Source organism: Streptomyces sp. NPDC085931, assembly GCF_044540565.1.
Lineage (GTDB): Bacteria > Actinomycetota > Actinomycetes > Streptomycetales > Streptomycetaceae > Streptomyces.
Map to the genome: position 1 here is coordinate 438,606 of NZ_JBITSK010000001.1, position 11,708 is coordinate 450,313.

General features: G+C 71.6%; 10 protein-coding genes. 6 read left to right on the forward strand and 4 right to left on the reverse strand.

Annotation, left to right across the window (positions count from 1 at the left end):
- Positions 1-190: 190 nt before the first annotated feature.
- The 3 genes from ACIGAN_RS01845 to ACIGAN_RS01855 all read right to left on the reverse strand — a co-directional run bounded on the left by ACIGAN_RS01845 (position 191) and on the right by ACIGAN_RS01855 (position 4,328).
- The gene (locus ACIGAN_RS01845) at positions 191-1,678 is read right to left on the reverse strand and encodes a cellulose binding domain-containing protein (protein WP_399854440.1); all 1,488 of its coding nucleotides are present in this window, start codon (positions 1,676-1,678) and stop codon (positions 191-193) included.
- A 184-nt stretch (positions 1,679-1,862) separates the two neighbouring features.
- Positions 1,863-3,188 (reverse strand): radical SAM protein, encoded by a 1,326-nt coding sequence (locus ACIGAN_RS01850; protein WP_399854441.1) that lies wholly within the window; start codon positions 3,186-3,188, stop codon positions 1,863-1,865.
- 132 nt (positions 3,189-3,320) lie between these two features.
- Positions 3,321-4,328, reverse strand: a complete 1,008-nt coding sequence (locus ACIGAN_RS01855; protein WP_399854442.1) for a hydroxyacid dehydrogenase — start codon at positions 4,326-4,328, stop codon at positions 3,321-3,323.
- Positions 4,329-4,550: 222 nt separating this feature from the next.
- On the opposite strand from ACIGAN_RS01855, the gene ACIGAN_RS01860 reads away from it, so the two are divergent.
- Positions 4,551-5,807: a D-arabinono-1,4-lactone oxidase gene (locus tag ACIGAN_RS01860; protein ID WP_399854443.1), complete on the forward strand. Its 1,257-nt coding sequence runs from the start codon at positions 4,551-4,553 to the stop codon at positions 5,805-5,807.
- 88 nt (positions 5,808-5,895) lie between these two features.
- Here the strand turns inward: ACIGAN_RS01860 and ACIGAN_RS01865 are convergent, their stop codons facing one another.
- Positions 5,896-6,246, reverse strand: coding sequence for a helix-turn-helix transcriptional regulator (locus ACIGAN_RS01865; protein WP_365088106.1), 351 nt, complete (start codon positions 6,244-6,246; stop codon positions 5,896-5,898).
- 134 nt (positions 6,247-6,380) lie between these two features.
- On the opposite strand from ACIGAN_RS01865, the gene ACIGAN_RS01870 reads away from it, so the two are divergent.
- The 5 genes from ACIGAN_RS01870 (at position 6,381) to ACIGAN_RS01890 (ending at position 11,703) form a co-directional block, all read left to right on the forward strand.
- On the forward strand, positions 6,381-6,815 hold the full coding sequence (locus ACIGAN_RS01870; protein ID WP_399854444.1) for an STAS domain-containing protein: 435 nt from the start codon (positions 6,381-6,383) through the stop codon (positions 6,813-6,815).
- A 271-nt stretch (positions 6,816-7,086) separates the two neighbouring features.
- On the forward strand, positions 7,087-8,331 hold the full coding sequence (locus tag ACIGAN_RS01875) for an ROK family transcriptional regulator (RefSeq protein ID WP_365738379.1): 1,245 nt from the start codon (positions 7,087-7,089) through the stop codon (positions 8,329-8,331).
- Positions 8,332-8,570: 239 nt separating this feature from the next.
- Positions 8,571-9,836, forward strand: coding sequence for an ABC transporter substrate-binding protein (locus tag ACIGAN_RS01880; protein ID WP_399854445.1), 1,266 nt, complete (start codon positions 8,571-8,573; stop codon positions 9,834-9,836).
- A gap of 20 nt (positions 9,837-9,856) precedes the next feature.
- Positions 9,857-10,825, forward strand: a complete 969-nt coding sequence (locus ACIGAN_RS01885; RefSeq protein ID WP_365088110.1) for a carbohydrate ABC transporter permease — start codon at positions 9,857-9,859, stop codon at positions 10,823-10,825.
- On the forward strand, positions 10,822-11,703 hold the full coding sequence (locus ACIGAN_RS01890) for a carbohydrate ABC transporter permease (protein WP_399854446.1): 882 nt from the start codon (positions 10,822-10,824) through the stop codon (positions 11,701-11,703). The genes ACIGAN_RS01885 and ACIGAN_RS01890 overlap by 4 nt, the downstream gene beginning before the upstream one ends.
- Positions 11,704-11,708: the final 5 nt, after the last annotated feature.

Below are 11,708 nucleotides of genomic sequence, written 5' to 3' on the forward strand. Positions count from 1 at the left end.
CTTTCCAAGGTCGGCCCCGGCTCGACGGTGGGTCGGTTCAGCCGGTGGCCAGGGAGGTGGACGTGATGAACTGGATGCGGGCAGCGCTCGTCGCAGGGACAGCCATCGGTCAACACCTCCTCGTTCCTCGACCGGTCGTGCTCCTGTGGCAGCGACCGGCGTCACCGTATCCCGTCTCGGCCCGGGCGCGTCAACCGCTTTTCGCGCAGGCCCGGCCGTTCAGCGTGAAGTCGTACGGCGGGGAGTTCTTGCCGCGCCAGGAGGCGAGGAAGCCGAAGGCCAGGTCGCCGCCCGCGGGCACGGACTTGTTGTAGTCGGCGGCGGTGGCGGTGACGCGGGAGCCGTCCTGGGAGACGGAGGCGTCCCACATCTGGCCGACCTGCTGGCCGTCGCGGAAGGACCAGGACACGCGCCAGGAGTCGAGGGCGGCGGTGCTGGTGACGCTGACGGTGGCCTGGAAGCCGTCGGGCCACTGGTTGACCAGGTCGTACTCGACCCGGCAGGTGGGCTTGTCGCGCTCGGCGGGTGCGGTCCGCTCGGTGGGCGAGGCGGTGCCCTGCGGTTCGGTGTGGCGGTCGCCGCTCTCCGACGAGCGGGGCCGGCCCGGCTCGTCGGTGTCCGCGCCGGCGCGGCCGGCCGGTTTCGAAGTGGCGGGCGGCAGTGCGGGGGCGGAGGGCAGGGACGGGCCGGGGTCGGCCACGGGCTGGCGGCCCGCGTCGTCGCGCGCCCCGAGGTCGTCGCCGGAGCCGCCGAAGGGCATCAGGGAGACGCCGAGCGCCAGGGCGGAGACGAGGACGGCGGCGACGAGGAGGCCGTTGCGTGCGACGCGCGCCTTCGGTGTGCCGTCCTCCTCGGCCGTCCGGTCCGCCGGGCCGGTGCGGCCGGGGCCGAGCCGCACCTCGGCGGCGCGGCGGCGGCGCTCCAGATAGGCGAGCCCGCCCCAGCCGATCACCCCGCCGGCCAGCGCCCCCGGCAGTCCTCCGCCGTGCAGGCGCAGGCAGGCGGCGGCCTCGGCGCACTCCACGCAGGTGGCCAGGTGCCGGGACAGGTCGCCGGGGGTGTCGGCGGCCGGGGAGCGGGTGACGGCGTCCAGCAGCCGGGCGTAACTGCGGCACCCGGCGTCCATCGGGGTGTCGAGGTGGTTGCGGTGGCAGCGGTCCCGGAACAGGGTGCGCACCTGCTGGAGTTCCTCGGCGGCGGTGGCCGGGTCGAGGCCCAGGCGCCGGGCGACGACGGACAGCGGCAGCGCCTCCACCTCGGCCAGCCACAGCAGTTCGGCGTCCGCGTGCTGCAGGTCGCGCAGGCCGCGCAGCGCGAGCGGGCGGCGCAGGGGCGGCCCGGTGTAGCGGGCGGCCTTGTCGGAGTTGAGCCACAGCCGCAGATCGGGGTCGAGCTTGTGGCCCTGCCCGTCCTCCTCCCAGGCCGCCGCCGTGGTGCGTACGGAGGTCAGCAGCAGGGGTATGCGGGGCAGCCGGGCGGGGCGGCGGCCGGTGCCGCGGACCGGGCCGGCCTCGGCCGCGCGGGCCTCGCGTATGCCGTGCGCGAACGCCTCGCGGCCGAGCTGCGCCGCGGCCGTGGAACCGGACGTGCACAGGTCGGCGTAGGCGAGCACCGCGTCCCAGCACTCGGAGAACAGCGCGGCCTCGGAGGCGTCCTGAGGGGTCGGCAGGTCGGGCATGAGTCTCCTGCATCCGCAAGCGAGGTCAACTCACCATGTCGGCATCGGAGTTGGGGGGAACCTCGGGGCGGGGAGGAGTTTTTCACGCTTCCGACACAACTGACAAGCCGCGTCTTCAGATCCCGGAGCGGCGCTCCGGGACCTGGTACGTACGGCACGCCGTTCCGTCTCGAACGGCGGGGTGTCAGACCTCGACGGGTTCGTCCGCGGGCAGGCTGTCCATGAAGGAGCTGACCGAGAAGACCGCGTTGCCGGCGCCGGGCGGGCCGTAGCCGGGGGGCGACGAGAGGCCGAAGTCCTCCATGGTCTGCCGGTACGCCTGGAGCAGGCGGATGTGGTACTCCAGGGGCGCGCCCTGCGGGTTGGCCTTGCCGAGCGGGGTGGTGGGCTCCGGGCACCAGGTGGTGAAGCGGGGCGTGATGCCGTGGGACATGAAGAAACGCAGGCCCTCGGTGGTGGAGGCGATGGCCTCGTCGACCGTCTTGAAGCCGAAGGGCTCGGCCATCTCCACGCCGGCGACGAAGTTGGGGATGACGTTGCGCGCGCCGAAGACCTCCGCCGAGTCCAGGATGCGCTTGTGCCACTCGTCGCGGCCGACGTACCGCTCCTTGCCGGGGCAGTACATCTTGAACAGGTACTCGTCCCACACCTCGTAGTTGGGGTGGTAGATCTGCACGCCGTAGTCCTTGAACCGCTGGACGTCGTCGCGCGGCAGGGCCTGGGCGACCACCTTGCCGATCCAGCGGCCGGGGAAGCGCTCCTCGATGGACTTGGCGTAGTGGCCGTAGAAGTCGGCCTCGTCGCGGCCGGAGACCGTCTTGGTGATGGCGCCGCCGGTGAGGGTGTAGGCGGTGGAGGTCTTCGCCGTGTCGTAGCGGTCGATGATCTCCAGGGCCTCGAGGACCTCCTCGACGTCCTTCACGCCCGTGTAGGGGCGGCCCGCGGCCTTGTGCTGGCGCCAGTTGTGGTTGATGTCGCAGTACTGGCACTCCTCCTTGGCGCCGAAGTACTGGCAGACCCGGAAGACGGTCAGGTAGATCAGGTAGCCCCACTGGATGGTCGGGGCGACCTCCATGACCGACTTCCCGTTGGACAGGGTGTGCCGGTAGTACTCGGGCATCGGCGGCACGCCGACGTCGGAGATCCGCCGGCCGTCGAGGTAGAGGCCGAGCACGCCGTCCTCGTTCGCGGCGACGCGGTAGGGCGAGGCGGGATTCACCCGGACCGAGACGACCGTGCGGCGCAGGTCGTAGGGGCCGCCGGTGAGGATGATCTCCTCGGGCGGGCGGCGCAGCGCGGCCTCGCCCAGCTCGGGCAGGGTGCCGTGGTCGAAGGAGAAGATGAAGTACGACTTCGGCTTGACCTCGCCGCCCTCGTTGTCACTGAGCGCCGACGGGTCGAAGGCCACACCGCCCCGGAGCAGGTCCTCCTTGAAGACGGCTTCCCGCGGGACGTGCGGGAACCGCTCCATCAGATCCTCGACCAGTGCGGTACGGCTGCCGCTGCCCATTCCGTGTCTCCTCCCGGCTCGGACGTACGACTCCTCACGGTATGCCCATGGGTGCGGGTGCGCGGTACCGGGTCCCCCTCGGTGAGCACCTATGAGGTTCTTGCCGCTTTTCGGAGCCCGTGGCGGCCGCCGTCAGGCCACGCGGTCCAGGGCCGCGGGATCGACGGCGTGGGCCAGGTCCTTCCCCGCCCGCAGCCGTTCGGCCTCCTCGGCCACGGCCAGGCCCAGCCGGGCCAGCTCGTTGCCCTGGGAACCCGCGAGGTGCGGGGTGACGAACGCCCCGGGCAGGTCGTACAGGGGCGAGTCGGGCGGGAGCGGTTCGGGGTCGGTGACGTCGAGGACGGCCGTCAGGCGTCCGGTGCGCACCTGCGCCACCAGGGCGTCGTGGTCGACCAGCGAGCCCCGGGCGGTGTTGATGAGCGTGGCCCCGTCGGGCATGAGGGCCAGTTCGCGGCGGCCGATCAGGTGGCGGGTCTCGGGCGTCTCGGGGGCGTGGACGGTGACGATGCCGCAGGTGCGCAGGAGCTCGTCGAGCGGCAGCAGGGGGACGCCGAGGGCGGCGGCGCCCTGCTCGTCGACGTAGGGGTCGGTGAGGACCGGGCGCAGGTCGAAGGGGCGGAGCAGTTCGAGGACCCGGCGGCCGATGCGGGAGGCGCCGATCACCCCGACGCGGCGGCCGTGGTTGCCGATGCCGGGGGCGACGCCCCAGCCGGCGGAGACCCGGGTGGCGCGCAGCCGCTCGCGGGCGGCGAGGACGCCCTTCCCGGCGAGCAGGATCATGGCGAGGGTGTACTCGGCGACCGGCAGCGCGTTGGCGGCGGCCGCCGAGGAGACGGCGATGCCGCGCCGCCAGACCGCGGGCGTGACGAACGGCTTCACCGATCCGGCCGAGTGCAGTACCGCGCGCAGCCGGGGAGCGGCGTCCAGGACCGCCTCGTCCAGCCGGGGGCAGCCCCAGCCGGTCACCAGGATCTCGGTCCGGGCGAGGGCGTCGAGGACGGCCGGGTCGCCGAAGTCCTCCGCCACGAGACCGGCGTCGAGGTCCACCGACGTCCGCAGCCGGGCCAGCACCTCGGGCGGGAAGACCTGCGGCACGTGCTCGGCGGCCATGGCGAACAGGGCCTGGGGGCGCTGGCTCAAGGAGGTGACCTTCCCACGCGTCGGCCGGCGGAGCAGCGGCTCCGCACGGGTCCGGTACGGCTCCGGCACGGTCCGGTACGGCTCCGGCACCGCGGCAGAAATCGCTCTCTACGGAGCCTTCACGGTAGGCCGTCCCGGGCGGCGACGGCAATGGACAGCGGCCGATGTAGGTTCCGGAAGGGGCTTTCCCGGCCCCCGGCTGCCTCGGGGAAGGACGACGCGATGAACGGGACCGTGACCAACTGGGCCGGCAACATCACCTACGCGGCGAAGGAACTGCACCGGCCGGCCTCGCTCGACGCCCTGCGGGCGCTCGTCGCGGGCGGTGACCGGGTGCGGGTGCTGGGCAGCGGGCACTCGTTCAACGCGATAGCCGAGCCGGGCCCCGAGGGCGTCCTGCTGTCGCTGGCGGACCTGCCCCCGCAGGTGGAGGTCGACACCGCGGCCCGCACGGTCCGGGTCGGCGGCGGCGTGCGCTACGCGGAACTGGCCCGGCGGGTGCACGCGCACGGGCTCGCACTGCCCAACATGGCGTCCCTGCCGCACATCTCGGTGGCCGGGTCGGTCGCGACCGGCACCCACGGCTCCGGGGTGCTCAACGGCCCGCTCTCGGCGCCCGTCCGCGAGGTGGAGCTGGTCACGGCGGACGGTTCGACGGTGCGCGTCGGCCGGGACGAGGAGCGCTTCGGCGGGGCCGTGACCTCGCTGGGCGCGCTGGGCGTGGTCACCGCGCTCACCCTCGACCTGGAGCCGGCCTACGAGGTGGAGCAGCACCTGTTCACCGAACTGCCGCTGGAGGGGCTCGACTCCGGGGTGTTCGAGACGGTCATGGCGGCGGCGTACAGCGTCAGCCTGTTCACCGACTGGCGGGCGCCGGGCTTCCGGCAGGTGTGGCTCAAGCGGCGCACCGACCAGCCGCTGCCCGCGTTCCCGTGGGCCGCCCCGGCCACCGAGAAGCTGCACCCGGTGCCGGGCATGCCGGCGGTCAACTGCACCGAGCAGTTCGGCGTGCCGGGGCCGTGGCACGAGCGGCTGCCGCACTTCCGGGCGGAGTTCGTGCCGAGCAGCGGGGAGGAGTTGCAGTCGGAGTACCTAATGCCGCGCGGGCACGCCGTGGAGATGCTGCACGCGCTGGACGCGATCCGGGCGACCGTCGCCCCCGTCCTGCAGACCTGCGAGGTGCGCACCGTCGCCGGGGACGACCAGTGGCTGAGTCCGTCCTACGGGCGGGACACCGTGGCGGCGCACTTCACGTGGGTGGCGGACACCCGGGCGGTGCTGCCGGTGGTGCGGCGGGTGGAGGAGGCGCTGGCCCCGTTCGGCGCGCGGCCGCACTGGGGCAAGGTGTTCACGCTGCCCGCGGCGGAGCTGTCCGGGCTGTACCCGAGGCTGGCCGACTTCCGCTCCCTGGCCCGGGAGCTGGACCCGCGGGGCACGTTCGCCAACCCCTTCGTGCGGGACGTGCTGGCGGGGGCGTAGGGCACGCCCGGGTCCAGGGCATGCCGAAGGGACACGTGCCGGCGGGCCGGCCCCGTACGGCGGGCCGCCCGGCCCGCCGCGCCCGTGGTCAGGCCGTGGCGTGCGGCCGGCTGGGCGCGCCCGGGGGCACGACGCGGTCCGCCTCGTCCCGGAGCAGCAGCGAGAGCAGGGAGGCGACGGTCAGGCCGGCCTCGGCGGGGTGCCTCAGCACCTTGCCCGGGTCGATCCGGTACGTGTTCGTCCGGCCCTCCCGGGTGTGGGAGAGGTATCCGTCCTGCTCCAGGTCGGAGATGATCTTCTGGACAGCGCGTTCGGTGAGCCGGCAGTGGGCCGCGATGTCCCTGATGCGGGCGCTGTGGTTGTCGGCGATCGCCGCCAGCACCCGGGCGTGGTTCGTGAGGAACGTCCATCCGGTGTGTGGCTCGGGCACTCCATCCATGGCCCCCACTTTACTGACCGAACATTCGCGCACCCAAAAACACGTACTGCATTTCATGTATCCCTTGACGTGTCTGGGGTAGTGGGGCAAGGCTGGAAACGAAGGCAGGGCGAACGGAAGAGGGAGCGACAGCCATGCCGGAGCCTGCGTCCACGGCGCTGCCGCCGTGCAGGGCGACCCTGGACGTCACGCCGGCCGGTGACCGGATGAACGTGACCGTGCGGGGCGAGCTGGATCTGGGCAGCCGGCGACTCCTGCCCGAACTCCACGACGCCCTCGCTCTGTCGGGCAGCGGCGTCGATCTGCGCCTGGACGCGGTCGGCTTCTGCGACTGCTCGGGGCTCGGCGTGCTGCTCGACCTGCGGACGCGCGCCCTGGACCAGGGCAGGACGGTCACCGTCCGCTCCTGCGGGGCGGCAGTGGGACGCCTGCTCGACCTGACGGACACGAGAAAGCTGTTCGAGGACACGCTGCACCGACCCGGCCGGCCGGCGGACCCGCTGCCGGGAGCTGCGGCGTCCCTGACCTCGACCGCCGCCGCACGATCGAGCTGGCCCGCGGCATCCTGACGGATCTCCGCCCCCCTCACGTCAGGACCGGTCCCGGCCCGCCCGGAACACCCCGCCCCTCACCCCCGGGGCCCCCGGCGGCGCACCGCCCTCGCACTGAGGCATCATGGGCGAGCCACGTCCCGACCTGCGGCCGTTGGCCACCGCGGCGCACTTTATAAAGCCCCTTTCCAAACCCCTTGTCGAAAGGTGGCGGCAGACCATAGCCTTGCGCCGCGCCGGTGCCGACGTCGACCCGGCCCGAGCCGGTCTGGGAAGGGATGGGCACCCGGTGAAGCGCACATCACGCGACATCCGCACCGCGAACCGCTACGAGGTGCTGCGCCAGATCATCGCGGCGTCCCCCACCTCCCGGCAGGAGCTCGCGGCGGCCACCGGCCTCAGTCTGGCGACCGTCGCCACCCTCGTCGGCGAGCTGCTCGACCTGCGCATGATCACCGAGGTCGGCTTCGAGGACTCGGCCGGCGGCCGCCCCCGGGGCCTGGTCGCGGTCAACTCCTCGGGCGGCGCGCTGATCGGCGTGGACATCGCCGAGACGTACGTCCACGTCGAGCTGTTCGACCTCGGGCTGAACGTCCTGGCCCGGGCCGAGGAGGACGTCCGGCCCGGCGAGAGCCTGCCCGAGCAGGTGGTCGGCCACGTGGCGACCGCCGTCGGCTCGGTGGTCGCCCAGGCGGGCATCGAGGGCGCCCGGGTGCTCGGGGTCGGGGTCAGCGTGCCGGGGCAGGTGGACCGGGCCACCGGCATCGCGGAGTACGCGCCCAACTGGGACTGGCACGACGTGCCGCTGCTCGACCTGCTCACGGAGCACATCGCCTACCCGCTGTACCTGGACAACCCGCTGCGCGCCAGCGCGGTGGCCGAGCTGTGGTTCGGTGCCGCGCGCGGGCGCGGCACCGCCGTGGTGGTCAACCTGGGCACGGGCGTGGGCGCCGGACTCGTCCTGGGCGGCGGGCTGCACCGCGGCGTGAGCAACAGCGCCGGCGAGTGGGGCCACACCACGATGGTGCTGGACGGACGGCTGTGCCGGTGCGGCAACCACGGTTGCGTGGAGGCCTATGTCGGCGCGCGCGGCATCATGCTGAACCTGCGCGAGATCGGCCCCGACAGCGCGCTGCTGCACCCCGACGACCAGACCGCGACGATCGACGCGCTCGCCCGCGGCGTGGTCGCGGGCGACCCGGTGGCGCGCCGGGCCGTGCATGAGACCGCCCGCTATCTGGGCGCCGGCGTCGCCGACCTGGTCAACCTGTTCAACCCCGAGATCGTCGTGCTGAGCAGCTGGGTCGCCCGCACCCTGGGCGAGCCGCTGCTGCGTGAGGTGCGCGAGGCCGTGACCCGGCACGCGCTGCCCCGGCCGCTGGCCGCCACCGAGATCGTGCTGTCGCCCATCGACACCGACTCGGTGTGCCTGGGTGCGGCGACCTTCGCCCTGGAGGGCGCGCTGCAGACGGTCGGGCAGAAGAACGGCACGCGCGCCGCCGTGCGCAGCCGCGCCGCCGCCCCGCCCTCGTAACGGCGGAGGCATCCCCTCCGCGCGCTCCGGGCGTTCGAAATCGCGAACCGGGGACAACGCTTCGCACCGACTTCGTCCAACCCCTTGCCGAAGCCTTAGCCGAAGCTCTAGCGTCCCGCACCGCACCCCTCTTCGAGCCGTCCGGCGTGAGCCACCGGGCCCGGCGTGATTCACCGGGCCCGCGCCATCAGGGCCGTGAGCCGAAGAGCCGCAGCCGTACTCGAGACAAGGACGTCAGCATGTCGGCATCGAGCAGCAGCAACTGGGACCGCCGAACCGTACTGCGGGCCGCGATGGGCCTGGCCGCCGCCGGCGGACTGGCCGCCTGCGGAAGCAACACCGGCCGGGGCGGCGGGTCGGGTTCGGGCAAGAACCTGGTCCAGTACTTCCACGCGTACGGCGAAGCCGGCGTCGAGCAGGCCGTCAAGCGCTACGCCAAGGCCTACGAGGAGGCCGACGTCACCACGCGGTGGATCACGGGCAACAACTTCGAGCAGAAGCTGTTCGCCGCGCTGCTCACCGACAACGCGCCCGACGTCTTCGAGTTCCACCCGCAGATCCAGCTCGTCAGAAGCGGTCAGGTGGCCGACCTGACGGACATCATCGAGCCGGTCAAGGACGACTTCAACCAGGCCGACATCAGGTCCCACACGGTCGACGGGAAGACATACGGCGTCCGGATGATCGACGACCCGCAGTTCTTCTTCTACCGCCCGTCGATGTTCGAGAAGGCCGGCGTCGAGGTGCCGGCGACGCTGGAGGAGCTGATCGAGGCAGCCGCCAGGCTCCGGACGAGCAAGGTCAAGGGCGCCTACCTCGGCAACGACCTCACCCCGGTCCAGCACAACCTGATCTGGTCGGCCGGTGCCGACACCCTCACCGCCGGCAACGAGCCCGCCTTCAACACCGACGCCGTCGCCGAAGGCCTCAAGCAGCTGCGGGGCCTGTTCACCAGCGGCGACCTGCTCCTCGGCGCCCCCGCCGACTGGTGGGACCCGTCGGCCTTCACCCAAGGCCTGACGGCGATCCAGTGGTGCGGCATGTGGGCCATGCCGGTCATGCAGAAGGCGCTCGGCGACGACATCGGCATCTTCCCCTTCCCGAAGGTCGGTTCGGCCGGCAAGGCGTCCGTCTACAACGGCGGCTGGTCGATGTTCGTCAACGCCAAGGGCAAGAACGTCGAGGCGGCCAAGGAATACGTCAAGTGGCTGTGGATCGACCAGAAGCAGTACCAGGAGGACTTCGCCACCTCCTACGGCTTCCACATCCCGCCGCGCACCTCCCTCGCCCGGTCCGCCGACAAGCTGAAGTCGGGCCTGCCGGCCGAAGGCGTGAAGCTGTTCAACGAGTTCGGGCACTTCGACAACATCGGCTGGACGCAGGCCATGATCGCGGCGTTCAACGACGTCATGGCGAACTCCGTGCGCAGGAACGGCGATCCGAAGGCCCAGCTCGCCGCGTGCGAGAAGAAGGTCGGCGCCGAGCTCAAGAAGCTGTTCGGTTAGGCCGCCGGACGGATCTCGACATGTCGACCACCACCACGTCCGGGGTCGCCGAACGCCCCGCCCCGGCCAAGGTCTCCCCGGGCCGGCCGCGGCGGGGCCTCAGGGCGAGCAGCACCTTCAACTTCTGGCTCTTCACCGGGCCGTTCCTGATCGGTCTGGTGATCTTCGTCTTCGTGCCGATCGGCTGGAGCGTCTGGCTCAGCTTCTTCGAGGCGCGCTTCACCGTCACACCGAGCGAGTTCGTCGGCTTCGCCAACTACAAGGAGGTCCTCACCGACACGGACTTCCGCAACTCGCTCGTCACGTTCACCGTGTTCGCCGCGTTCATCGTGCCCGCCACCTGGGCGCTCTCGCTGGGCCTGGCGCTGCTGGTGAACCGGCTGCGGTTCATGCGGGCGTTCTTCCGCTCGGTGTTCTTCCTGCCGACCGCGGTCAGCTATGTCGCCGCCTCGCTGATCTGGAAGATGTCCCTGTTCAACGGCGTCCGTTTCGGTCTCGCCAACACCGTCCTCGGCTGGTTCGGCGCGGACGGCATCGCCTGGCTGGCGAGCCCCGACCCGCCCTGGTACTGGCTGGTCATCGTGACCGTCCGGCTGTGGCTCCAGTCGGGCTTCTTCATGATCCTGTTCCTCGCGGCGCTGCAGAACATCCCGCGGGAGCTGTACGAGGCCGCCGCCATCGACGGCGCCAGGCCCGGCTGGCAGACCTTCCGGCACATCACGCTGCCCCAGCTGCGGGCCACGTCCACCGCGGTGATCCTGCTCCTGCTGATCGCCGCCTACCAGGCCTTCGACGAGTTCTTCAACCTGCTCTCCAAGGCCACCTGGGGCCAGCCCCCGCTGGTCGAGCTGTACAAGATGGCCCTCGGTGAGAACCAGAACTACGGCGCGGGCAGCGCGGGCGCGGTCGTCCTGACCCTGCTCATCTGCGTCGTCACCCTGCTCCAGGGCAGGATCATGGGCTTCGGAAGGGGTGAGGAGTCCAAGTGACCACCACAGCACCCGAGGTGGGAAAGTCCGCGAAGCCGGGCAGGGTCCGGCGCGGCGGGGTCATCGGCAACACCGGCCTGTACCTCGCGACCGGCGTCGCCGCCGTCCTGTTCCTGATCCCCTTCTACCTGATCGTCCGCAACGCCTTCATGACGGACCCGGAGATCACGGGCGAGGAGTGGAAGTGGTTCCCCACCACCGTCCAGTGGGGCAACATCACCGAACCGTTCGACGACGTCACCGTCGACTTCGCCCGCTCCCTGTGGAACTCCGTGGTCGTCGCCGTCCTGCACACGGCCGGCATCCTGCTGATCTGCTCGCTCGCCGGGTACGGCCTGGCCCGCATCCCGTACCGGCACGCGAACAAGGTGTTCTACGCCGTCCTGGCCACCCTGATGGTTCCCACGGCGGTCACGTTCGTGCCGAGCTTCGTCCTGGTGTCGTCGCTCGGCTGGGTCGACAGCTACCGGGGTCTCATCGTCCCGGGCCTGTTCAGTGGTTTCACGTGCTTCCTGTTCCGGCAGTACTTCCTGGGGTTCCCCAAGGAGCTGGAGGAGGCGGCGCGCGTGGACGGGCTCGGCTACTGGGGCGCCTATTGGCGTGTCGTCGTGCCGAACTCGCTGAACTTCTTCGCGGCCATCGCCACGATCACCTTCATCAACGGCTGGAACGCCTTCCTGTGGCCCCTGGTCATCGGCCAGGACCCGAGTGCCTGGACCGTCCAGGTGGCGCTGTCGTCGTACATGACGAACCAGACCGTCAACTACCACCTGATCTTCATGGCCACGGCCATCTCGATCCTGCCCCTGGTCTTCGTCTTCCTCTTCCTCCAGCGCTGGCTGGTGCAGGGGATCGCGCAGACCGGCATCAAGGGCTGAGCTAG

Excerpts from the sequence above, each read along its gene's own strand:
- ACIGAN_RS01845 (WP_399854440.1), bottom strand. The coding sequence starts at position 1,678 with ATGCCCGACCTGCCGACCCCTCAGGACGCCTCCGAGGCCGCGCTGTTC.
- ACIGAN_RS01850 (WP_399854441.1), bottom strand. The coding sequence starts at position 3,188 with ATGGGCAGCGGCAGCCGTACCGCACTGGTCGAGGATCTGATGGAGCGG.
- ACIGAN_RS01860 (WP_399854443.1), top strand. The coding sequence starts at position 4,551 with ATGAACGGGACCGTGACCAACTGGGCCGGCAACATCACCTACGCGGCG.
- ACIGAN_RS01865 (WP_365088106.1), bottom strand. The coding sequence starts at position 6,246 with ATGGATGGAGTGCCCGAGCCACACACCGGATGGACGTTCCTCACGAAC.
- ACIGAN_RS01870 (WP_399854444.1), top strand. The coding sequence starts at position 6,381 with ATGCCGGAGCCTGCGTCCACGGCGCTGCCGCCGTGCAGGGCGACCCTG.
- ACIGAN_RS01880 (WP_399854445.1), top strand. The coding sequence starts at position 8,571 with ATGTCGGCATCGAGCAGCAGCAACTGGGACCGCCGAACCGTACTGCGG.
- ACIGAN_RS01885 (WP_365088110.1), top strand. The coding sequence starts at position 9,857 with ATGTCGACCACCACCACGTCCGGGGTCGCCGAACGCCCCGCCCCGGCC.